At 74.3% G+C, this 22,134-nt stretch carries 16 protein-coding genes; 4 read left to right on the top strand and 12 right to left on the bottom strand.

What is annotated here, in order from left to right; translation table 11 throughout:
* Positions 1-7: 7 nt before the first annotated feature.
* The 7 genes from ACSIH6_RS07135 to ACSIH6_RS07105 all read right to left on the bottom strand — a co-directional run bounded on the left by ACSIH6_RS07135 (position 8) and on the right by ACSIH6_RS07105 (position 10,626).
* A complete protein-coding gene (locus tag ACSIH6_RS07135; protein ID WP_435107433.1) occupies positions 8-763 on the bottom strand; it encodes an SDR family NAD(P)-dependent oxidoreductase in 756 nt (251 codons plus the stop codon).
* 134 nt (positions 764-897) lie between these two features.
* Positions 898-2,154, bottom strand: coding sequence for a hypothetical protein (locus tag ACSIH6_RS07130; protein WP_435107432.1), 1,257 nt, complete (start codon positions 2,152-2,154; stop codon positions 898-900).
* On the bottom strand, positions 2,151-3,242 hold the full coding sequence (locus ACSIH6_RS07125; RefSeq protein WP_435107431.1) for a zinc-dependent alcohol dehydrogenase family protein: 1,092 nt from the start codon (positions 3,240-3,242) through the stop codon (positions 2,151-2,153). Before ACSIH6_RS07125 ends, ACSIH6_RS07130 begins: the two co-directional genes overlap by 4 nt.
* A gap of 26 nt (positions 3,243-3,268) precedes the next feature.
* On the bottom strand, positions 3,269-4,279 hold the full coding sequence (locus tag ACSIH6_RS07120) for an ABC transporter permease (protein ID WP_061079028.1): 1,011 nt from the start codon (positions 4,277-4,279) through the stop codon (positions 3,269-3,271).
* A gap of 16 nt (positions 4,280-4,295) precedes the next feature.
* On the bottom strand, positions 4,296-5,813 hold the full coding sequence (locus tag ACSIH6_RS07115) for a sugar ABC transporter ATP-binding protein (RefSeq protein ID WP_435107430.1): 1,518 nt from the start codon (positions 5,811-5,813) through the stop codon (positions 4,296-4,298).
* Positions 5,814-5,863: 50 nt separating this feature from the next.
* Positions 5,864-6,862, bottom strand: a complete 999-nt coding sequence (locus tag ACSIH6_RS07110) for a substrate-binding domain-containing protein (RefSeq protein WP_435107429.1) — start codon at positions 6,860-6,862, stop codon at positions 5,864-5,866.
* Between the two features lie 293 nt (positions 6,863-7,155).
* Entirely contained in the window at positions 7,156-10,626 is a 3,471-nt protein-coding gene (locus ACSIH6_RS07105; RefSeq protein ID WP_435107428.1) for an AfsR/SARP family transcriptional regulator, read from the bottom strand.
* 213 nt (positions 10,627-10,839) lie between these two features.
* Here ACSIH6_RS07105 and ACSIH6_RS07100 point away from each other — a divergent pair, with 213 nt between their 5' ends.
* The 3 genes from ACSIH6_RS07100 (at position 10,840) to ACSIH6_RS07090 (ending at position 15,853) form a co-directional block, all read left to right on the top strand.
* Complete coding sequence (locus ACSIH6_RS07100) at positions 10,840-11,469, top strand: NADPH-dependent FMN reductase (protein WP_435107427.1); 630 nt, start codon at positions 10,840-10,842, stop codon at positions 11,467-11,469.
* 149 nt (positions 11,470-11,618) lie between these two features.
* Positions 11,619-13,139: an MFS transporter gene (locus ACSIH6_RS07095; RefSeq protein ID WP_435107426.1), complete on the top strand. Its 1,521-nt coding sequence runs from the start codon at positions 11,619-11,621 to the stop codon at positions 13,137-13,139.
* Between the two features lie 221 nt (positions 13,140-13,360).
* Entirely contained in the window at positions 13,361-15,853 is a 2,493-nt protein-coding gene (locus tag ACSIH6_RS07090; protein WP_435107425.1) for an ATP-dependent Clp protease ATP-binding subunit, read from the top strand.
* Positions 15,854-15,925: 72 nt separating this feature from the next.
* Here ACSIH6_RS07090 and ACSIH6_RS07085 read toward each other — a convergent pair whose 3' ends face one another.
* The 5 genes from ACSIH6_RS07085 to ACSIH6_RS07065 all read right to left on the bottom strand — a co-directional run bounded on the left by ACSIH6_RS07085 (position 15,926) and on the right by ACSIH6_RS07065 (position 20,774).
* Entirely contained in the window at positions 15,926-17,239 is a 1,314-nt protein-coding gene (locus ACSIH6_RS07085; RefSeq protein ID WP_435107424.1) for a cellulase family glycosylhydrolase, read from the bottom strand.
* Between the two features lie 360 nt (positions 17,240-17,599).
* A complete protein-coding gene (locus ACSIH6_RS07080) occupies positions 17,600-17,779 on the bottom strand; it encodes a hypothetical protein (protein ID WP_082768219.1) in 180 nt (59 codons plus the stop codon).
* A 121-nt stretch (positions 17,780-17,900) separates the two neighbouring features.
* A complete protein-coding gene (locus ACSIH6_RS07075) occupies positions 17,901-18,866 on the bottom strand; it encodes a TIGR03557 family F420-dependent LLM class oxidoreductase (protein WP_435107423.1) in 966 nt (321 codons plus the stop codon).
* Between the two features lie 55 nt (positions 18,867-18,921).
* Positions 18,922-20,154 (bottom strand): SDR family NAD(P)-dependent oxidoreductase, encoded by a 1,233-nt coding sequence (locus ACSIH6_RS07070; RefSeq protein WP_435107422.1) that lies wholly within the window; start codon positions 20,152-20,154, stop codon positions 18,922-18,924.
* Positions 20,155-20,417: 263 nt separating this feature from the next.
* Positions 20,418-20,774, bottom strand: a complete 357-nt coding sequence (locus ACSIH6_RS07065) for a DUF8129 domain-containing protein (protein WP_435107421.1) — start codon at positions 20,772-20,774, stop codon at positions 20,418-20,420.
* Positions 20,775-21,089: 315 nt separating this feature from the next.
* On the opposite strand from ACSIH6_RS07065, the gene mgrA reads away from it, so the two are divergent.
* The gene (gene mgrA, locus ACSIH6_RS07060; protein WP_435107420.1) at positions 21,090-22,088 is read left to right on the top strand and encodes an L-glyceraldehyde 3-phosphate reductase; all 999 of its coding nucleotides are present in this window, start codon (positions 21,090-21,092) and stop codon (positions 22,086-22,088) included.
* The last annotated feature ends 46 nt before the right edge of the window (positions 22,089-22,134 follow it).

Here is a 22,134-nt window from a genome sequence, read left to right as displayed (position 1 = left end):
CGTCCCGTCACGACGACGCCTTGTAGATACTCCACCCTCCGTCGACCGGCAGGCTCGTGCCGGTGACGTAGGAGGCCTCCGCGGAGGCGAGGAAGGAGATGACGGAGGCGACCTCGTCGGGGTCGCCGAAGCGGCCCGCGGCGGTCTGCGCGACGCTGTCGCGACGGTCCTCCTCGCCCACGTCCTCCCAGGCCGCGGTGAGGATGGGGCCGGGCAGCACGCAGTTGACGCGTACGCGCGGCCCGTACTCGACGGCGAGCTGACGGGTCAGGGCGGTGAGCCCGCCCTTGGTGGTGGCGTAGGCCGGTCGGCCGGGGAGCCCGAACCAGGCGTGGACCGAGGAGGTGATGACGACGCTGCCGCCGCTGGCGGAGAGGTCGTCCAGGCAGGCGCGCACCCCCAGGAACGCCCCCGTGAGGTTGACGGCGAGCTGGCGCTCCCAGGAGCCGAGCGTGGTCTCGTGGGCGGGCGCCTGCTCGAAGGTGTAGGCGTTGGAGACCAGGACGCCCACCGGTCCGAAGGCGTCCCGGGCCGCCGCCACGACCCCGTTCCAGGAGGCCTCGTCGCTCACGTCGGCCCGCACCGCCAGGGCGCGTCCGCCCTCCGCGCGGATGCGTTCGGCGGCCTCCTCCAGGCGCGGGGACAGGTCGGTCAGCACCACCGAGGCGCCCTCGGCGGCCAGGCGGCGGGCGGTGGCCTCCCCGATGCCCCGGGCCGCGCCGGTGACCACGGCGGTGACTCCGTGGTGCCTGGTGTGTGTCATGTCGCTCCGTCCTCTGCCGCGTCCCCGGCCCGGCCGGGGACGGTCGTTGCTCTGCGGGGCCGCGCCGGAGGGCGGCCCGCCCGCGCGTCCTCGCGTCTCCTGTGGACGCCCTCCCCCTGCCGGGGCGCCGGGGCTCAGTTCTCCTCCGGCGCGAACACGACGGCGGGCACGGTGTCCGTGTCGGGCCCGGTGTCGGTGTCGGGGACCAGGGCGTCGAAGCGCGCCGGTTCTCCGGGTCGGGTCCGCGCCACCGTACGGCCGGACGCGGGGTGGACCAGCGTGCCCGGACGCGTGGACGTGAAGACACCGGCCAGGCGCCGCCCTCCCGGCTCGCGCGCGCCCCAGCGGGGCTCCTCGCTCCAGAAGCCGTCGGGGGTCACCTCGGCCACCGGCCCCGTGCCCGAGCCGAAGCCGAACTCGACGCTGAGGGCCGTGGCCTGTCCCGGTGCGAGGTCGGTGAGCGGCCCCAGCGCCTCGACCTCGGTGACGCGGTCGACCGGGCACAGCCCGCCCAGGTGCTCCAGCGGTCGGTCCACGGGGCATTCGAGCCACACCTCGGCCCTGGAGCCGCCGTCCGGGTACTCGGCGCCCTCGTGCACGGCGAAGCGCTGGGTGAGGGTGCCCCCGGCGCCCACGTCGGCCAGCCACCCGGAGGCCGTGGGGAAGCCGACCTTGCCGACCACGTCCTGGAGGGGGACCCGCACGACGAAGGGCGTGTGGTCGACCACCCGGGGGCGGCCGTTGCCCGCGACGAGCGGCACGGTGTGCGGTCCCGGGCCGCTCACGCCCACGTAGACCCCGCGGGCCCCGTCCTGCCCGTCCTGCTGCCCACGGGACCCGTCGGACCCGCCGGGCCCGCCGTCGAGCTGGGTGACGTTCCACAGCGCCCACCGGCGCGCGGTGCCGGAGACGTTGACCGCCTCCAGGTCCAGCCGGTAGGCGGCGCTGTCCGGCGCCAGGGTCAGGCGGCGGACGAGCCGCAGCCCCGAGCGGGGGTCGTCCCCGCTGGTGAGGGTGAGCACGGCGGAGCCGTCGGGTCCGGTCTCGGCCTCGGCGGTGTAGGGGCCCGAGTCCAGGACCGGGTCGGGTGGCCCGGCCCACTCCTCGGGGCCGTCCCACCCCTGGGGCGCGGGCCAGGTCTTGTCGCCGCCGACGTTGTTCCACGCGCTCATGGGTCCGTCCACCGGCCCGAGCACCACGCCCTCCACCGGCTGGAGGTCCTCCCCCAGCAGGCGGGGGTTGCGGTACAGGTGCTCGCGGCCGTGGTGGCGCACGGACAGGAGCCGCCCGCCCAGGGCGGGAGCGGCGGTCAGCCGCAGCACGCCGTTGTCCAGGACCACGAGTTCGTGCGCACCGGAGGCCTCGCGCCGCACCTCGACGGGGCGGCTCACCGCGCGGCTCCGTTGACCAGGCACACCTTGCCCCGGCTCTCGCCCGCGGCCAGGCGGTAGGCGGCGTCGGCCTCGGCGAGGTCGAAGCGGTCGGAGACCACCCGCTCCGGGGACAGGCCCCACCGCACCAGGTTCACCGACAGCTCCGCCATGGCGGGCAGCGAGGTCACCCAGGAGGCGTACAGGGTGAGCTGCTTGTGCAGGAGGGTGTCCGACACCTCGGTCTCCAGGGTGCCGCCCTCGCCGACCAGGGAGACGCGTCCCCACTCGGCCGCGCCCTCCAGGGCCAGGGAGCGGCCCGCGCGCGACCCGGAGCAGTCGACGGCCGTGGCCGCGCCCCTGCCGGAGGTGACCCGGGCGATCTCCCCGGCCGCCTCCTCCGGCGAGGCCAAGGCGTCGAAGACGTCCAGGGTGGCGGCCCACTCGCGGCGCCGCTCGTTGGGCTCGACCCCGATCACGCGGGCCGCGCCCATGCCCCGGCCGATCATCCCGGCCGCCAGCCCCACCGGGCCCAGGCCCACGACGAGCAGGTCGCCGTCGCCGTTGACCCCGATGCGCCGCAGCCCCTCGTAGGCGGTGCCGAACCCGCAGGCGATGAGCGCGCCGTCCACGAAGGACAGCTCGTCGGGCAGGGGGACGCAGGTGGCCTCCTCCGCCAGCAGGTACTCGGCGTGGCCCCCGTCGCGCTGCCAGCCGTAGGCCGCCCGGGAGGGGTCCGTGCAGCTGATCATGAAGCCGCGGCGGCAGTTGTCGCACAGCCCGCACCCGGCGATGTGGTAGACGATGACCCGGTCGCCGGGGCCGAACCTGCGGCACCCCGGTCCGGCCTGCACGACCGTCCCCGAGGGCTCGTGGCCCGCGACGACGCCCTGGTAGGCGGGGCCGTCGACCCCCCGGTGCGTCTTGTGCTCGTGGTAGATGAATCCGATGTCGCTGCCGCAGATGCCCGAGGCGCCGACCCGGATCAGCACCTGTCCGGGGCCCGGCTCGGGCACGGGCAGGGTGTCCAGGACCGCGGTCGAGTCCCCGGGCAGGCGCACCCCGCGCATGGTCTCGGGGAGTGCGGTGGCGGCGTCCGTTGTGTTCATGGCTGTGTTTCCCCCGTTCGGAACGGCTAGGCGAGGCGGTTGGCCGCGCTGCGCCTGCTGATGACGACGTTGATCAGGACGGCCCCCACGATGATGAGGCCGCGCACCACGTCCTGGAAGAAGGAGTTGACGCCGAGCAGCACCAGGCCGTTGGCGATGACCGTGATGAAGACGACCCCGAGGAAGGTACCGCCGAGCGAGCCGCGTCCACCGGCCAGGGCGGTACCGCCGATGACCACGGCGGCGATCACGTCGAACTCCAGCCCCGCCGCGGCGCCGCCGTTGCCCGAGCCCAGGCGGGCGGCGAGCAGCACGCCGGTGATGGCCGAGAGCAGGCCGGTGGTGGCGAACAGCAGGACGCGCACCCGGGCCACGTTGAGCCCGGCCAGCTGCGCGGCCGCGGCGTTGCCGCCGGTGGCGTAGACGGAGCGGCCGTAGGCGGTGTACTTGGCGACGTAGGCGAAGACCGCGAAGAGCACGAGCATGACCAGCGCGGCGGTCGGGATGCCCAGGACGGAGCCGCCGAGCACGTCGAGCAGGCCGCTCTGGGGCAGCGGCACGGGGAGTGCGTCGGTCATGTACAGCGCCAGGCCGCCCAGGACGCTCCACAACCCCAGCGTGGTGATGAAGGAGGGCACGTTGAACCGGGCCCGGAGCCACCCGGCGAGGGCGCCCCACAGCACCCCCATGGCCAGGGTGAGCATGATGGCGCCGATCACGCCCAGGTTCCACTCGGTGGCGCCCTTGGCCACGATGACCGAGGCGAAGGCGACGGCCGGGCCGATGCTGATGTCGATCTCCCCGGCGATGATCACCAGGGTGACGCCCCAGGCCGCGATGCCGATCGTGGCGGCGTTGCGCAGCAGGCCGAGCTGGTTGTCCAGGCTCAGGAACCCGGAGGCGGAGAGTCCGAGGACGACGTAGAGGATCAGGATGGCGGCCAGGAGGCCGATCTCGTTGAGGCGGTGGCCGTAGCGGCCGATGAGGTCGCCGCGGGCGGGGACCGCCTCGCCGGTGACCTTCGTGGTGGTGGTCATTGGTCTACCTCGCCGTTCACGCCGCCATCGCGGCGGCCATGATGTTGTCCAGGGTGATGTCGTCGCCGGTGAACTCGCCTTGCAGCCGTCCTCCGCGCAGGGCGAGCACGCGGTCGCACACGAGCGGCAGTTCCTCCAGTTCGCTGGAGACGAAGAGGACCGCGGCCCCCTGCTCGGCCAGCTCGCGCACGATGGCGTAGATCTGGGCCTTGGCCTCGACGTCCACGCCCCGGGTGGGCTCGTCCAGCAGGAGGATGCGGCTTCCGGCGTGCAGCCAGCGGCCGATGACGGCCTTCTGCTGGTTGCCGCCGCTGAGGTTGACGATGGGGGTGTCGGTCGCGGCGGCCTTGATCGAGAGCCGGTCGATGAGGCCCCGGCCGATGCCCGAGACGCGGGAGGGGAGCACGGTCCCCGCCTTGGAGGCGCCGCCGAACCAGGTCATGACCATGTTCTCGGAGACGCCCAGGAGGGGGACGACGCCCTCTCCCTTGCGGTCCTCGGGGGTGATGCCCACGCCCAGGCGCTTCATCGCGCGGGGGGTGGGTCGGGCCACCGGCGAGCCGTCCACCTCCACGGTCCCCCGGGAGGGGGTGAAGCCCGCCAGCGCGCGCAGGATCTCGGTCCGCCCCGAGCCCATGAGGCCGCCCAGGCCCAGGACCTCGCCGGGGCGCAGGTCGAAGGAGACGCCGTCGACCTTGGGCGGCACCGCCAGGTCGCGGACCGACAGCAGCGGCGTTCCGGAGGCGGCCGTGCGGCGCACGGGCCTGTCCTCGTTCGTCTCGCCGTGTCCGAGCATGAGGGAGACGATGTGCCGGGTGGTGGCGCCCCGGACCGGGGTCGTCTCCACGACGGCGCCGTCGCGCATGACCGTGACCGTGTCGGCGACCCGGCGGATCTCGTCCAGGCGGTGGCTGACGTAGATGACGCCGACGCCGCGGGAGGCGACGCGCTCGACGGCCTTGAGGACGGTCTCGGCCTCACCGGCGGCGAGCGCGCTGGTGGGCTCGTCGAGGATGAGCAGCCGCGGTCGGGCGCGGAAGGCCCGCGCGATCTCCACGAGCTGCTGCTGGGCCAGGGGCAGTTCGCCGACCCGGGTGTCGGGGGAGATGGCGACGCCGAGTTCGGCGAAGACCTCCTCGGCCCCGGCCCTGATCCGGCCGTAGTCGATGCGCCCCGCGGCCTTGGGCCAGGTGCCGAGGTAGAGGTTCTCGGCCGCCGACAGCTCCGGGACCAGGCTGAGCTCCTGGTAGACGGTGCCCACGCCGAGCCTGGTCGCCCGGCGGATGCCGCCCTGGCCGAGCGGCTGGCCGCCGATCTCGATCTCGCCCTCGTCGGGCGCCTCCACGCCGGACAGCAGGCGGATCAGGGTGGACTTTCCGGCGCCGTTGCGTCCGAGCAGCGCGCGGACCTCTCCGGCGCGGATCTCGAAGTCGGCGCGGTCCAGCGCTCGGACGCCGGGATAGCTCTTGGTCGCGCCGCGGACGCGGGCCACGACGTCGGTGTCGGGCGGGGGCGCGGCGGAGGTGTCGCTCATGGGTACTCCACAGGTGGGACGAAGGGGGCGGGCGTGCTGCGGCGCCCGGGTTAGGGGACGCCGTCCGGGTGCTCCTCCAGCCACTCCTCGCCGTCCTCGGGCGTGGTGTAGAGGTCGATGGGCGCCTCGGTGACGAACTCCTCGGGCTCCTCGCCCGCGATGACGCGCTCGACCGTCTCCCCGGCCAGCAGTCCGACCGCGATCCCGGAGATGTCGACGTTGGCCTTGAGGACGCGGTGGTCGGCCAGCGCGCGGGCCGCGTCCGTGGACATGTCGCTGCCGAAGACCACGACCTCCCCGGCCAGGCCCCGGTTGGTCACGGCGCGGACCGCGCCCATGGTGGCGCCGCCCGCCTCCCCGTAGAAGGCGTCGAGGTCGGGGTGGGCGGTGAGCAGGCGCTCGCCCACGTTGACGGCCTCGTCGATGGTGGCGCCCTCCTGGTTGGCGACGATCTCGGCGTCGGGCAGGCGGTCGAAGAGCGCCTCCTCGAAGCCCTCGCGTCGCTGCACGCAGACCTCGACGAACTCGCAGTTGAGGACGGCGATCTGGGGGTCCTCCACGCCCTCGTCCTCGAAGTGGTCCGCGGCCGCGTCGCCCAGCAGGCGCCCGAACTCGTGGGGGTCGCCCAGGATGTAGGAGGTCACGTACTCCCTGGCGGCCTCGTCCTCGATGCAGGTGTTGTAGCAGATCACCGGGACCCCGCTCTCGTGCGCCAGGCGCACGGCGGGCACCGAGGCGGTGGCCGAGACCGGGGACAGCACCAGCGCGTCGACGTCGGCCGAGGAGACGACGTCCACGAAGGTGCTCTCCTCCGAGGCGTCGCCGCGGGCGTTGAGCTCCAGGAGCTGGAGCTCGCGTCCGGAGTCCTCGGCGTAGTTCTGCATGCCCTCGCGGACTCCCGCGTAGAAGCCCTGCGCGTCCATGTAGACGACGCCGATGCGGCCGTCCTCGCCGAGCCTGGCGCCGCATCCGGCGAGCAGCAGCACGCACAGGGCGGCGGTGAGAGCGGCGAGCGCGCGGCCCGGGGGGCGCGGCGGTCGTCTGCCCATGAGGTCCTCCTTGGCGTAGGGCGTACGCACTCACCTGCGCGGACGCCTTCCTCAACTGCTGGAGAGCATGCCAGAGTGACTCAGGTAACGTCAAGAATAAATAGTAATTAATTATTTTTCGGGTGCCGCAGGACACACCGCAGCCCCTGCGGACACGGCGGTGCGGCGGCACGGAGGAGGGCGCGGAGACGGGCACGGCCCCACGGGAGCGGGGCGGGCAGGGGACACACGTGCCGCGTCGGAGGCACGGGAACCGGGCCGCGCACGTCCCCCGTCGGGAGCGTGTTCGGTTCTCAGGCCAGGTCGTGGTGCGGGTCCTCGCCGTCGAAGAGGTCGGCGGGCGGGCGCGCCCGTCCCCGGGCGAACGCGCGCCCGAACTCCGCCTCGCCCAGAACCGCCCGTGCGCGCGCCGCCGCGCGGTCCACGTCGCCCCGTTCACCGGCGGGCATCGGCGCACCCGCCCCCTCGCGCAGGGCCTCGGCGGTGCCGAGGAGTCCGGCGGCGACGCCGTGGCGGCCGGTGAGCGTGTGCGCGGCGGCCACTCCCTCCAGCGCGAGCGCCAGGGCGCGCGGGTCGCCGCTGCCGCGGGCCGCGGCCAGCCCCTCCCTGTGCAGGCGCAGCGCCTCGACCGCATCGCCCCGCAGCTCCGCCGAGAAGCCCAGTTCGGCCAGGGCCAGGGCGGCGCCCGGCAGCCAGCCCACCCGGGCCGACCACTGCGCTATCGGGCGCACGTGCCGCTCGGCCTCCTCCAGCCTTCCCCGGCGCCGCGCGCTGAGCCCCAGTCCGAGCTGGGCGTACTGCTCCCCCGGTACGTCCCCCTGCCCCCGTACCAGGTCCAGCGCCCGCCGGTGGAGCTCGTCGGCGCGGTCGAGGTCGCCCTCCAGCAGGGCGATCCGGCCCAGCCCGGCCACCGCCCCGGCGGCCTCGGACCACAGCTCCAGCTCCTCGGCCATGCCCAGGGCCTCCCGGCGGAAGCGGGCCGCGTCGGCGAGGCGGCCGGTGACCTCGGCCGGTACCGCCAGGACGGTCAGGGCGTTCATCTGGCCCCAGCGGTCGCCGAGGCCGCGGAAGAGCGCGAGGGCCTCCCTCCCCCGGGCGCCCACCTCGACCAGGTTCCCGCGTCCCAGGGAGTGCGAGGCCCGTGCGGTCAGGGACGCGGCCAGCCCCCAGCGGTCGTCGCGCTCGCGGAAGACGGCCAGCGCCTGGGTGACGAGGTCCTCGCTGACGGCCCGGTCTCCCCGGTTGTAGAGCACGAACCCGATCATCCAGGCTGCGCGGGCGCGTTCGAGTTCGGTGTCGTCGGGCGTCCCGGGCAGGTCGTCGAAGGTCTTGAGCGTGGTGTGGGCCAGGGCGGTGTGGTCGTTCCCGGCCCCGGCGAGGATCTCGAACACCGCGGCGGTCGCCCCGGCCATGGCCGTCTCCGTGGAGGCGGATCCGCGCACCGCGTCCCGGACGCGTCCGGCGAGGCGGTGGCCCTCCCGGTAGCGGCCGCGCATGTACCAGTACCAGCCCAGGGAGTTGACGAGGCGGGCGGCGTGCCCCTCCGCTCCGCGCCCGACCGCCTCGTCCAGGGCCGCGCGCAGGTTGGGCGCCTCGGTGTCCAGGCGTCGGAGCGCCTCCCCCTGGGAGGGGCCCAGTATCCGTCCCGCGTAGTGACGGGCCAGGGCGGTGTAGTGGTCCAGGTGGCGCCCGCGCAGGCCGTACGCCTCCCCGGCCTCGGACAGGCGCTGGCAGGCGTAGTCGGCGATGGACTCCAGGAGCCGGTGGCGGCGGCCGGTGAGCGGGTCGTCCACGGCCACCACGAGGGAGCTGTCGACCAGCCTCGTGAGCAGGTCCACGACGTCGACGGCGTCGATGCCGTCGCCGGAGCAGACGGCCTCGACGTCCTCGGTGGCGCACCCGCCGGTGAACACGGCGAGGCGGCGCAGCAGGACGCGCTCGCGCTCGTCGAGCAGTTCCCAGCTCCAGTCGATCATGGCTCGCAGGGTCCGCTGGCGCGGGGGCAGGTGGCGCCGTGCGGTGGACAGCAGGCGGAAGCGGTCGTCCAGGCGGGAGAGCACACCGGTGACGCCGAGGGCGCGCACGCGGGTGGCGGCCAACTCCAGGGCCAGGGGGATGCCGTCGAGGCGGCGGCACAGCAGGGCGACGTCGGCGGCGTTGTCCGGGGTCAGGGCGAACCCGGGCGCGGAGGCGGCGGCGCGTTCGGCGAACAGGCGCACCGCGCTGGAGGCGCCGACGCGTTCGGCGGGGGTGTCGGCGGAGGGCACCGGCAGGGGTTCGACGCCGAACAGGACCTCGCCGGGCACGCCGAGGGGTTCGCGGCTGGTGGCCAGGACGCGCAGGTCCGGCAGGCGGCCGAGCAGGGCCCCGACCAGGTCGGCGACCTCGTCCGCGAGGTGCTCGCAGTTGTCCAGGACGAGTAGGGCGTGCCGCCCCTCCAGCGCGCCCAGCACGTGGCGCAAGGGGTCCGCCCCGCCGCCGTCGCGGACCCCGAGTGCCCGGGCCAGGGCCGTGACGGGGTCCGGTTCGGACGCGGAGGCGTCCGGTACGGCCCGCTGGGCGGCGAACTCGACCATGTGCGCTCCGCCGCCGAAGCCGGGGGCGAGCTCATGCGTGAGCGCGAGGGCCAGGCGGGTCTTGCCGACCCCGCCGATTCCGGTGAGGGTGACCAGGCGGACCTCGGTCAGCAGCCGTGCCACCCGCCGCTGCTCCTCCTCGCGGCCGACGAGCGCGGTGAGCGGCAGGGGCGGGAAGGTGCGGCCGGTGACCGCGGGCGCCGGGACGGCACCGGCGGGCGGCCCCACCGGGGCTCCGGGTGCGGTCTCCGTTCCGGGAACAGGTTCCCCGGGTGTTCCGTGAACGCTCCCCGTCTGCGGGAACGACTCCCCCGGCGTACCAGACACGTTCCCCGTCGCGGAAAGAGACTCGTCCGGTGTTCCAGGCGCGCTTGCTGTTCCAGGAACGGGCTCCTCCGAGGTGCCGAGCACGGAGGCGTTCCCCCTCCCAGAGGACGGGGACGTCAGCCGGTGCCGGAGGATGCGGCCGTGCAGCTCGGCCACCTCGGGGCCAGGGTCCACCCCCAGCTCCTCCCGCAGACGTCCGGACAGGGCCGTGTGCGCGGCCAGGGCCTCGGCCTGGCGCCCTCCCTCGTACAGGGCCCGCATGTACGCGGCCACCAACCGCTCGCGCAGGGGGTGCTCGGCCACCAGGGCGCCCAGCGGTCCGGCCACCCCGCGGTACTCGCCCAGGTGGAGCCGGGCTAGTGCGTGTTCCTCCAGGGCGCCCAGGCGGCGCTCCTCCAGCCGTGCGGCCACCGGCCGGGCGAACTCCTCGTCGGCCACGTCGGCGTAGGCGGGGCCGCGCCACAGCTCCAACGCCTCGGTGAGCAGCCGGACCCGTTCGCGGGGGCCACCGGCGTCCGGCGCCGTGTCCGCCAGCAGTCGGAAGCGCTCGGCGTCCACGGACGCGGGGGGCACGTCGAGGAGGTAGCCGGGCGGGCGGTGGCGGACCAGGTCGCGGGCCCCGGGTTCGGCCTCCTCCAGGGCCCGGCGCAGGGCCCACACCTTGCGTTGCAGGGCGCGCTCGGGACTGCCGGGCCGGGGCCCGTCCGCCCACAGCCACTCCACGAGCCGGTCCGCCGACACCGGCCAGCCCCGGTGGGCGAGCAGGGCTGCCAGCAGGACGCGGGCCTTGCGCTCGGGGATCGGCACGGCCCGGCCACCGTCCGTGAACGCGCGGACGGGACCCAGGACACCGAAGCGCATGGCCTCACCGTAGCCGAGCGCGGCAGCCCCCGGACAGGAGCGGACCGGGTGCGGGCCACGTGCGAAAGCCCCGGTCGGAGCTGACCGGGGCCCGACGGGGCCGGACCGAGTGCGGACCGGGGCCGGACCGAGTGCGGGGCGGGGCCGGACCGAGTGCGGGGCGAGCGAGCGTGGGAGCCACCGACACACCGACTCCGAGGGAGAGTGATCCCCGTGTCCGCCGACACGACCGCCAGCGCCGCCGCCACCGTCCCCACCACCGCGTCTGGTGACGCGCCCGTCCGCGTGTGCGTCATCGTCGGCAGCACCAGGGAGGGCCGTTTCGGTCCGACCGCCGCCGCGTGGTTCCAGGACCGCGCCCGCCAATACGACGGCGTCGAAACCGACGTGGTCGACCTGGCCGAGGACCGCCTGCCCGACCGCCTGGTGGAGGGGGAACTCCCGGCCGCGGTGGCGGCGCTGGCGCCGCGCCTGGCCGCCGCCGACGCCTTCGTCGTCGTCACCCCCGAGTACAACCACAGCTTCCCGGCCCCGCTCAAGACCGCGATCGACTGGTTCGTCGGTGAGTGGCGGGCCAAGCCGGTCGGCTTCGTGTCCTACGGCGGCGTCTCGGGCGGCCTGAGGGCGGTGGAGCAGCTACGTCAGGTCTTCGCCGAACTGCGTGCCGTCACGGTGCGCGACTCGGTGTCCTTCGCCGACTTCTGGGACCGGTTCGACGCCGACGGCGGCTGGCCCTCCGAGCCCAAGGCCGCCGAGGGGGCGGCCGCGGGCATGCTCGACGAGCTCACCTGGTGGGCGCGGGCGCTGCGCGCCCACCGTGAGGCCGTCCCCTACCCGTCCTGACGTCCGCCCCGCCGTCCCCTTCCCCTTCCCCTTTCCCGGAGCGAGGGTCCGGGGAGGGGCGGACGGTGGCTCCCCCGCCGTCGCCGGAGACGGAGAACCCCACGCCTGCGGCCGACCCGTCCGAGCCGCCCGACAACCCACGGAGAACCATGACCATCCAGGCCCCGCACCGCCGCGCCACGTGGCGCGAGTGGCTCGGGCTGTCCATCCTGACCCTGCCCGTGTTCATGATGGCCAACGACGTGTCGGTGCTCTACCTGGCGCTGCCCCGGATCGGCGCCGACCTGCTGCCCTCGGCCGCCCAGTCGCTGTGGATCCTGCACGTGGGTGAGCTACTGGGCGCCGGACTGGTGCTGACCATGGGCCGCCTGGGCGACCGGGTGGGGCGGCGCCTGCTGCTCCTGACCGGCCTGGCCGTGTACGCGGCCGCCTCCGCCGCGGCCGCCTTCGCCCCCGACCCCGTGACGCTCATCGCGGCCCGTGCCGTGCTGGGCGCGTCCGTGGCGGTGATCTCACCGTCCGCGCTGGCACTGCTGCGGCAGATGTTCCCCGACCCCCGACAGTTCGCCACCGCCGTGGCGCTGTACCTGAGCGCGTTCTCGGTGGGGATGGCGCTGGGCCCGCCGCTGGGCGGCCTGCTGCTGGAGTTCCTCTGGTGGGGATCGGTGTTCCTGGTGAACGTGCCCGTGGCCCTGTTCGCGCTGGTGACCCTGCCGTTCCTGCTGCCGGAGTTCCGCGATCCGGGTACGCGGCGGCTGGACCCCGCGAGTGTCCTGTTGTCCACGGCCGCCCTGGTCCTAGCCGTCTTCGGGCTCCAGGAAGTCGTCTCGCGGGGGCCGGAGCCGCCGCTGCTGGCCGCCGTGGCCGGGGGTCTGGCGCTGGGCTGGCTGTTCTGGCGCCGCCAGCGGCGGCTGGACGACCCGCTGCTGCCCCCGGGCCTGTTCTCCGCGCGGGGGTTCGGCGCGGCGGTGTCCCTGTCCCTGCTGATGCTGCTGGTCGCGGGCGGCCCGAACCTGTTCGTCGTACAGTTCCTCCAGTCCGCCCTGGAGGTGTCGCCGGGGCTGGTGGGGCTGCTGCTGGTCCTTCCCGCCGTGGCGGGCCTGGCGGGCACCATGCTCACCCCGCTGCTGCTGCGGTGGTCGACCGCGGGGCAGGTGCTGGCGCTGTCGATGCCCGTCGCCCTCGTCGGACTGGTGACCATGGCGGCGTCCGCCGGTCCCGGATCCCTGTGGGGACTGGTCACCGGTACCGTCCTGCTCTCCCTCGGCGGCGGCCCGGCGATGACGCTGGGCAGCCAGGTGGCACTGTCCGCCGCGCCGCAGGAACGGACGGCGACGGCCTCGGCCGTGGTGGACGTGGCCTCGGGCATGGGGCAGACGCTGAGCCTGGCACTGCTGGGCGGACTGGGGATGGCGGTGTACCGGGGCGCCCTGGAGGGCTCCGTGCCCGCCGGTGTCCCCGCGGACGCGGCCGAGACGGCGGGTGAGGGCGTCGGTACCGCCGCGGCGGTCGCCGGTGACCTGGGCGGCGCGGTGGGGGCCGCGCTGCGCGAGGCCGCCGAGACGGCGCTGGGCACCGCGCTCCAGACGGCCTCCGTGGTCGGCGCTGTGGTGCTGGCCTGCACGATCGTCGTGGTGTCGGTGCGACTGTGGCGGCACCGCCCCGGCTGACCGGCGCCCGGTGTTACCCCCGCGCCGGGCCGGGTAGCGGGCGGGACGGAGGACAAGCTGGCCCGGCGCGGCCCCCGGTGGGCTCGTCCGGCGCAGCGGGGGTACGGGCCGGCCGCCCTCGCGCGCGTTCGGTCCCCACGCCGACGACCGTTACCGAACAAACTCCGAGCGCTCACTTAGAGTGAACAAGCCACTACCGCACGCACGGGGGACGAGACGACATGACACACGACCTTCCCGACGATCGCGGCAGCGACCCGGGATCCTTCGACGAGTTCCTGGCGCGCTTCCTGGGGGCCCGGGGACCGGTCCGCCGCGTGGACCTGTCCAAGCTGATGAGCCCCGAGGCCCAGCAGGTGGCCGACGCCGCGGTGCGCCGCGCCCTGGAGGCCGGTAGCGCCGACGTCGACGCGGTCCACCTGCTGTGGGCGCTGCTGCGCTACCCGCCCACACGGGAGATGGTGCAGAACAGCGGCTCCGACACCCAGCAGATCATCGACGTGATCGACCAGGCGGTGTCGCAGACCCCGAGGTCGGTGCGCGGCTCCGCACGGCTCACCCCCGCCGCCAAGCGCACCCTCCTCGACGCCCTCCAGATCGCACGTGCCACGGACAGCTCCAGCATCACGCCCGAGCACCTGCTCTTCGCGCTGGCGGTCAACACCGACAGCGCCGTCGGCCAGCTCCTGCGCGGCTCGGGGGTCACTCCGCAGTCACTACAGAAGGCCGCCGGGGCGCCGCCCTCCGCCGACCACGGTGAGGGCGAGCCCTCCGCCACCCCGACCCTGGACGAGTACGGCACCGACATGACCGTGCTGGCCCGGGAGGGCCGCCTGGACCCGGTGGTCGGACGCGACGACGAGGTCGAGCAGTGCATCGAGGTGCTCGCCCGGCGGCGCAAGAACAACCCGGTGCTCATCGGCGACCCGGGCGTGGGCAAGACCGCGATCGTGGAGGGCATCGCCCAGCGCATCTTCGACGAGGACGTCCCCGAGACCCTGCTCGGGCGCCGCCTGGTCCAGCTCGACCTGGCCGGGGTGGTGGCGGGCACGCGCTACCGGGGCGACTTCGAGGAGCGCCTGAACGCCATCGTGGACGAGATCCGCGCCCAGTCCGACCAGCTGCTCGTCTTCATCGACGAGATCCACACCATCGTCGGCGCCGGTGCCGCCGAGGGGTCCATGAACGCCGGGAACATGCTCAAGCCCGCGCTGGCCCGCGGCGAGCTGCACATCATCGGCGCGACCACCGTGGACGAGTACCGCAAGAACATCGAGAAGGACGCGGCCCTGGAGCGCCGTTTCCAGCCGATCCAGGTGTCCGAGCCCTCGGTGGAGGACACCGTCGAGATCCTGCGCGGGCTGCGCGACCGCTACGAGGCCCACCACCAGGTGCGGTTCGCCGACGAGAGCCTGGTGGCGGCGGCCGAGCTGTCGGACCGCTACGTCACCGACCGATTCCTCCCCGACAAGGCCATCGACCTCATCGACCAGGCGGGCGCGCGGGTGCGCCTGCGCCTGAAGTCCTCCAGCTCCGGGCTGCGTGAGCTGGAGGGCAGGCTCAAGGGCCTGGAGGAGGAGAAGGAGAAGGCGGTCCAGCAGGAGGACTACGAGCGCGCCTCGGCGCTGCGCGACGAGATCGCCACCGCCAGGGGCTCGATCCACCAGGCGCGCGGAACCGGTTCGTCGGTCCCCGAGGTGACCAGCGCCGACATCGCCGAGGTGGTCTCCCGCAGCACCGGCATCCCGGTCTCCCAGCTGACCCAGGAGGAGCGGGACCGGCTGGTCAACCTGGAGGAGGTGCTGCACGAGCGGGTGATCGGCCAGGACGAGGCGGTCACGGCCGTCTCGGAGGCGATCCGCCGCTCGCGGGCCGGTCTGGGCGACCCCGACCGGCCGGTGGGCAGCTTCCTGTTCCTGGGCCCGACCGGCGTGGGCAAGACGGAGCTGGCGCGGGCGCTGGCCGAGGCCCTGTTCGGGTCCGAGGACTCCATGGTCCGCGTCGACATGAGCGAGTTCCAGGAGCGCCACACCGCCAGCCGCCTGACCGGGGCGCCTCCGGGGTTCGTGGGCTACGAGGAGGCGGGCCAGCTCACCGAGGCGGTGCGCCGCCACCCGTACTCGGTACTGCTGCTGGACGAGGTGGAGAAGGCCCACCCGGACGTGTTCAACCTGCTGCTCCAGCTGCTGGACGACGGCCGCCTGACCGACGGGCAGGGCCGGACGGTGGACTTTCGCAACACGGTGGTCATCATGACCAGCAACCTGGGGTCGGAGGTGATCACCGGCGGCGCGCCGATGGGCTTCACCGCCGACGGCCAGATGGACCCCGACACCGAGCAGCGGGTGATGCGGCGGCTGCGCGAGGAGTTCCGCCCCGAGTTCATCAACCGCATCGACGAGGTCATCGTCTTCAAGCAGCTCGGTGAGGAGCAGCTGGGCCGGATCACCCGGTTGCTGCTGGAGCGCACCGAGGAGCGGCTCAAGGCGCAGGACATCACCGTGCGGTTCACCGACGAGGCGGTGGGGTGGCTGTCCGAGCGCGGCTACCAGCCCACCTACGGCGCCCGGCCGCTGGCGCGCACCATCCAGCGCAACGTGGGCAACAGGCTGTCGCGCATGGTGCTGGACCAGCAGGTCGTGGCGGGCGACCACGTCCTGGTGGACGTGGACGATCAGGGGGAGCTGCGCATCTCCACGGTGCAGTCGTACTGAAGGCGGCTCCGCCGTGCCCGGTTGGTTCGGGTGCGCGGGGGCGGGCCTCCCGGCCCGCCCCGCGCGTCACGGTCAGCAGAACCCGTGGTCCCTCCAGACGCCCCACTCACCCGTGGTCCCGGGCTCCTCCCCCTGCGTCCACCACTGGGCGCGGTACAGGCGTCCGCCGTGGCTGACCTGGTCGCCGCCGGTGTACACCTCGCCCGAGGACCAGGCCTGGGTCTCGCATCCGTCCGGATCGGTCGGGTCCGTCGGATCGGTGGGGTCGGTCGGGTCGGTCGGGGCGACCCCGCTCTCACGGATGCGGTCGCGGATCCACTCCCCCGCGGGCTTGAGCGACTCGGTTCCGGTCCAGGGACCGTCGGCGGCGCAGGTGCCGGGCTCGAACACCGCGCCGGAGCGGAAGTCGTCGGAGAAGTTCCAGTTCACCCAGCTGATCTGCTCCTCGGCCAGGAGGTCGAGGTAGGCCTGGGCCGAGGCGAAGTCGTTGGGTCCGTCGCCGGTGGCCTCCTGGGTGCCGAACTCGGTGACGAACAGCGGCAGGTCCCGCGCCGCGGCCCGCAGGCCCTCCCGGTGGAAGTCGCCGTGCGTGGCGGCGTAGAAGTGGAAGACGTACATGATGTTGTCGGCGTCGACCGGGTCCGCGGTGATCTCGGTGTGGTCGGAGCTCTCGGACAGGCCGAGGGAGGACCAGCCGCGGGTGCCGACGAGCACGACGGCCTCGGGGTCCCCGGCGCGCACGACCGGGATGATCTCCTCCGCGTAGCCGCGGATCGCGTCCCAGGAGACCCCGTGGGGCTCGTTGGCGATCTCGTAGAGGACGTTGTCCTTGTCCGCGTGGACGGAGGCGATCTCCGAGAAGAAGGTGCGCGCCATGTCGGTGTTGTGGTTCGGGTCGCCGGGCGTGAGCATGTGCCAGTCGACGATGACGTACATGCCGCGCGCGGTGCCCTCCTCGATGAGCTCGTGGACCCGGTCGGTGAAGCCGCGCGGGTCGGTCTCGTAGCCGCCCTCCTGGATGTACATGGACACGCGCATGACATCGGCGTTCCAGTCGTGGGCGAGCGCGTCCAGGGACCCGCCGGTGAGGCAGTCGCCGTACCACTGGAGGCCGTGGGAGCTCATCCCGGTGAGCTGGACGGTGTCGCCGCCCTCGTCGCAGAGCTTGAGGCCGCAGACCCGCAGCTGGCCGTGGGCCTCGACGGGGCTGGCGGCCTGGGCCGGTGCCTCGGTCACCGCGGAGGCGGGGGCGGCCGGAGCGGCCGGAGAGGCCGCGGCCGGGGCCTGTGCGGCGACGAGCGCGAGGGGTGCGAGCAGGAGCGCGCCCGCGAGGGCGGTGCGGATCGGGGCGGGACGCCGTCGGGCGGGGGTGGGGGGTTGCGCCACTGTGGTTCCTCCAGCGGATGACGGCCCGGCGCCGCCCGGCTGGGCGGTCCGCACCGGAAGGAGTCTTTCCCGTGCAACCTAGGCCGGTCATCACGCACGGGACAATCCCCCTGACGCAACGGATTCACTTCCGTGCACGCGTGCGCCGGGGCTTCGCGCCGTCACCGCCGATCCGGCCACGGTTCCGTCCGCGCACGCGTGCGCTCCGGGCGTCCGGGCGATCTCTCGCAAGACGGTTCGCTCAGGTCAGCCTGATTGGCCTCTCAGGCGAAACCGGCGCGGCGAGAGGCAGCCCGGTGGTCGCGAGCCCGAAATGGTCCAAGGAACACGACCTACCCGCTCCAAGGTCCGGCGGGCGTCTCAGGCGGGTTCGGGCTGGGGCTCCGGACCCGGCGGTTCGGGGACCGGTACCGGGCCGGGCGGTTCCGGCTCGGGCACGGGCTCGGGCGGGGAGGGAGGCGGCATCGGGGTCGGAGGGAACGGGTCCGGCGGCATCGGATCCGGTTCGCGCAGGGTGCCGTCACGGGTACGGGTGTGCATGTGTCCTCCTCACGGGCGCGGCCCGCGGGCTCTGCCGCCCGCGCACCGCGCCGCTCGTCAGGCCCCGGCCTCCTCACGGGCGCGGCCCGCGGGCTCTGCCGCCCGCGCACCGCGCCGCTCGTCAGGCCCCGGCCCGGAGCCGGGGCAGAACCTCCTCCGCGTAGAACGCGAAGAAGCCGTCCTGGTCGTCGCCCACCTGGCAGACGTAGACCTCGTCCACACCGGCCTCCAGGTACGGGCGGATCGCCGCCACGTGCACCTCCGGGTCGGGCCCGCAGGCGATCTCCTCCGCCACCATGTCCTCCGTGACCAGGCCCTGGGTGAGCTGCTCGAAGTGGCGCGGCAGCGGCAGCAGCTGGGGCGCCTCGCCCGTCAGCGCCTCGTTGGGCCAGCGCTCGTGCGCCACGCGCCGGGCCTCGGCCTCGCTCGGGGCCCAGCAGACCTTGAGCCCGCCCTGGACGGGCTTGCCGTCGCCGCCCTCGGCGCGGAAGTTCTCGACCGTCTCGTCGCTGGGCGCCACCTGGATCAGGCCGTCGGCCTCCCTGGCCGCCAACCCGGTGGCCTTGGGGCCGAACGCCGACATGTAGATCCCCGGCGGCTCCTCCGGCAGCGTGTACAGGCGCGCGGTGTCCACCTCGTAGTGGCGGCCCCGGTGGGTGACGAGCTTGCCGGTCCACAGCTTGCGCATCACCTCCATGGCCTCCTCCAGCATCTCCAGGCGCCTGGCCGCGGGCGGCCAGGGCTGGCCGAGGATGTGCTCGTTGAGCGCCTCGCCGGTGCCCACCCCCAGGGTGAACCCGCCCCGGACCATCGCGGCGGCGGTCGCCGCGGCCTGCGCGACCACCGCCGGGTGCACGCGCGTGGTCGGGCAGGTCACCGCCGTGGTGACCGGCAGGGACGTCACCTGCCCGATGGCGCCGACCACCGACCACACGAAGGGGCTCTGCCCCTGCGCGTCCAGCCAGGGGTGGTAGTGGTCGGAGATCCACAGGGAGTCGAACCCGGCCTCCTCGGCGGCCCGCGCCTGGCGAACCAGTTCCTGCGGCCCGTGCTCCTCGCTGGCGAGAAAGTATCCGAAACGCGTCACGTCGTGATCCCCCGATTCGCGATCGCCGGTCACCGTTCGCTGCGGCGGCCTCCGCTCACCGTCCGGGCTCGCGCGGCCCGTCCGGCCCCGGCCCGTCCGGCCCGGGCCCTTCCGATCCGTCCGCGCCCTGCTCCCGGCCTCCGGACGCGCCGCCGCCCTCGTCGTCCCTCTGGTTGAGGCGCCCGCCCGCGCGCTCGTTGAGCGCCGTGGGCAGCTTGAGCACCCGGTTGACCACGGTGTCGTCCGCCTCACGTCCGGGTCTGCGCTCCACCGGTCCGCCCGGGTCCGGCAGGACCCGGTCCATGACGCGCATGGCGCCCTGGACGAAGGAGGGGCACAGTCCCCGGGCGGCGATGGCCGCCCGGGCCAGTGGCGTGAGCACCAGGTAGCTGCGCCCCCGCGCGGCCGCCTCCACGATCCGGCGGGCCGCGCGCTCCGCGCTCACCGAGACCAGGGGCAGCCCGGCGCCCAGGGAGAACCAGGTGTACTCGTGTTCGGGGTCGCCGGAGAAGACGGCGGCCTTGTGGGAGCCGGTGCGCATCAGGCCCGGGACCACGGTGGTGACCCGCACTCCCCGGCGCGCGACCTCGGCCCCCAGCCCCTCGGAGAGGCCGACCTCGGCGAACTTGGCGCAGGAGTAGGGCAGCAGGTGCGGCACGCTCAGGTGGCCGCCGATGGAAGTGATGGTGACCAGGGAGCCGCGGGTGCGCTCCAGCGGGCCGATCGCGGCCCGGGAGATGCGCAGCGGCGCCCAGAACATCGTCTCCATGGCGTCGCGGAAGTGGCTCTCCGAGAGCGTCTCGTGCGGCCCGACCTGGATGATGCCCGCGTTGTTGACGACGAAGTCCAGGTGGCCGAAGGCCGCGATGGCCTCCTCGACCAGGCCCTCGGCGCACTCGGGGTCGCGGATGTCGCACCGGACGCCGCGCGCCCGCACGCCCCGCTCCTCCAGGTCGGCCACCGCCCGGTCGATTTCGTCCTGTTCGCGGGCGCAGATCACGACGGACGCGCCGCGCTGGCCGAACTCGCGGGCCAGTTGGAGTCCGAGCCCGCGGGAGCCGCCGGTGATGAGCGCGACCCTGCCGTCCAGGAGGGCGGGCCGCCGTGCGTCGGCCAACGCCGCGGCGCCCAGGCCCAGGGCCGCACCGGCCACCATCCAGGGGACCGTCCCGCCGCGTCGGCGGCGCCGCCGCGGTTCGGGTTCGTCCCACCGGTCACGTCTGTCCCTGAGTCGGGACGCCGCCCAGCCCGCACCGGCCAGGACCAGGGGCGCCCTGCCGCGGATCACCGGCCGCCCCGTCCGCCGTGGCCGCGGGCCGGGCCCGCGGTGGATGCCAGCGCCATGTCACTCCCTGTGCGTCGGAGAAGAGCGTTCCGGGGGGATGTGGGTGTACGGCTACCCGAGGCGGCGGAGCGAAAACGGCCGGTGGCCGCGCTCCGGTCCACGTCCCCGGGCCGGTCCCCGTCAGCGGTGGCGGGGACCGCGGACGCCGCCGCGGACACGGGTGCCGCGGTCCGGTGTCCCGTGTCCCGGCGGGGCCGGGGACCGCCTCACTGGCCGCCGGGCCGATAGTCGCCCTTGGGCTTGGCGGGCTGGTTGGGGACACCCTGCGGCGGCGGGCTGAACGCGGGAGCGGCGGTGTCCTCGCTCACCGGTGAGCCGCCGGTGGGCGGACCGGGGCGCTCGGGCTGGAAGTCCTGTGAGCCCCCGGAGGGTTCGGCGCCCTGTTCCAGTTCGATCAGGCGGTGCTCCAGGATCTCCAGGACGTTGATCCGGTTGGCGTGGTCGGACTCGTAGCCGATGAGCTGGCGCATCTGGTCGGCGTCGAGCGAGCGGACACGGTGCTGGAGCGTCCCCAGCGGAAGGCCCTCGTAGCCCTCGATCGGGGGCTGGGTCTCGTGCTGCATCGACGTTCACTCCCTCTTCTGTCTGTACGGAACCGGGGTGACAGGCGTACGGCTACCCGTGAGACCGAACGCGAAACCGCAGGTGGCCACGGCCGTTCGGTACCGGAGAGGGGCTCCGGCCACCGAAGGCGGGCTTCCTTCGCGCCCGTGCGAGAGGAGGGGGGACGGTCATGGTCAACACGGCACGGGACGGCTCCGAACCGCCGGTGCGGGGGCGCTGTGGATGCGCCTCCCCCGCGCGCTGTACTCTCCGCACGCCGGTCGACCCGCCCGCGCGGAACGGCCGGGCGCACAGCCACACGAGGGAGAGATTCCATGACCTACGTCGCCGCCCCCGAGCGGTACGAGACGATGCCCTACCGGCGGTGCGGCCGCAGCGGCCTGCGACTGCCCGCCCTGTCCCTGGGGCTGTGGCACAACTTCGGCCACGAGCGCGGCATCGAGGACCAGCGCGCCATCCTGCTGCGCGCGTTCGACCTGGGCGTGACCCACTTCGACCTGGCCAACAACTACGGTCCCCCGCCCGGCTCCGCGGAGGAGAACTTCGGGCGGGTCATGGCCCAGGACCTGCGCCGCTACCGCGACGAGGTCGTGGTCTCGACCAAGGCCGGGTACCTGATGTGGCCCGGCCCCTACGGCGAGTGGGGCTCGCGCAAGTACCTGCTGTCCAGCCTGGACCAGAGCCTGGAGCGCATGGGCCTGGAGTACGTGGACGTGTTCTACCACCACCGGCCCGACCCCGACACCCCGCTGGAGGAGTCCATGGGCGCGCTGGACACGGCGGTGCGCCAGGGCAAGGCCCTGTACGCGGGCGTGTCCAACTACTCCCCCGGGCAGACGCGCGAGGCCGCGGCGATCCTGCGCGACCTGGGCACGCCGATGCTCATCCACCAGCCCTCCTACTCGATGTTCAACCGGTGGGTGGAGGACGGACTGCTCGACGTGCTCGACGAGGTCGGCGCGGGCTCCATCGCCTACTCCCCGCTGGCTCAGGGGCTGCTGACCGACCGCTACCTCCACGGTGTGCCGGAGGGTTCACGGGCGGCCGGGAGCAGCCCGTTCCTGAACGCCGAGGGCATCACCGAGGAGGTGCTGGAGCGGGTGCGCGGGCTCGACGCGGTCGCCCGGCGGCGCGGGCAGTCGCTGGCCCAGATGGCGCTGGCCTGGGTGCTGCGCGGCGACCGGGTGACCTCCGCGGTGATCGGCGCGAGCAGCGTCGCGCAGCTGGAGGACAACGTGGCCGCGGCCGCCAACCTGGAGTTCGACGCCGAGGAGCTCGCCGAGATCGACCGGTACGCCCCCCGCACGCGCTGACGGCAGGCCCGCCCGCCCTCGCCCGGGCCGCGGTCACGCATGCCCC

This window comes from Nocardiopsis synnemataformans (genome assembly GCF_965343085.1).
Lineage (GTDB): Bacteria > Actinomycetota > Actinomycetes > Streptosporangiales > Streptosporangiaceae > Nocardiopsis > Nocardiopsis alborubida.
Note: the sequence above shows the minus strand (reverse complement) of the source record. Positions and strands in the feature narration are given on the sequence as shown.

What these genes read in the sequence shown, in the direction of transcription:
- ACSIH6_RS07135 (WP_435107433.1), bottom strand. Translation starts at nt 763, where the DNA reads ATGACACACACCAGGCACCACGGAGTCACCGCCGTGGTCACCGGCGCG.
- ACSIH6_RS07065 (WP_435107421.1), bottom strand. Translation starts at nt 20,774, where the DNA reads ATGCAGCACGAGACCCAGCCCCCGATCGAGGGCTACGAGGGCCTTCCG.
- ACSIH6_RS07125 (WP_435107431.1), bottom strand. Translation starts at nt 3,242, where the DNA reads ATGAACACAACGGACGCCGCCACCGCACTCCCCGAGACCATGCGCGGG.
- mgrA (WP_435107420.1), top strand. Translation starts at nt 21,090, where the DNA reads ATGACCTACGTCGCCGCCCCCGAGCGGTACGAGACGATGCCCTACCGG.
- ACSIH6_RS07095 (WP_435107426.1), top strand. Translation starts at nt 11,619, where the DNA reads ATGACCATCCAGGCCCCGCACCGCCGCGCCACGTGGCGCGAGTGGCTC.
- ACSIH6_RS07090 (WP_435107425.1), top strand. Translation starts at nt 13,361, where the DNA reads ATGACACACGACCTTCCCGACGATCGCGGCAGCGACCCGGGATCCTTC.
- ACSIH6_RS07110 (WP_435107429.1), bottom strand. Translation starts at nt 6,862, where the DNA reads ATGGGCAGACGACCGCCGCGCCCCCCGGGCCGCGCGCTCGCCGCTCTC.
- ACSIH6_RS07105 (WP_435107428.1), bottom strand. Translation starts at nt 10,626, where the DNA reads ATGCGCTTCGGTGTCCTGGGTCCCGTCCGCGCGTTCACGGACGGTGGC.
- ACSIH6_RS07115 (WP_435107430.1), bottom strand. Translation starts at nt 5,813, where the DNA reads ATGAGCGACACCTCCGCCGCGCCCCCGCCCGACACCGACGTCGTGGCC.
- ACSIH6_RS07120 (WP_061079028.1), bottom strand. Translation starts at nt 4,279, where the DNA reads ATGACCACCACCACGAAGGTCACCGGCGAGGCGGTCCCCGCCCGCGGC.
- ACSIH6_RS07080 (WP_082768219.1), bottom strand. Translation starts at nt 17,779, where the DNA reads ATGCACACCCGTACCCGTGACGGCACCCTGCGCGAACCGGATCCGATG.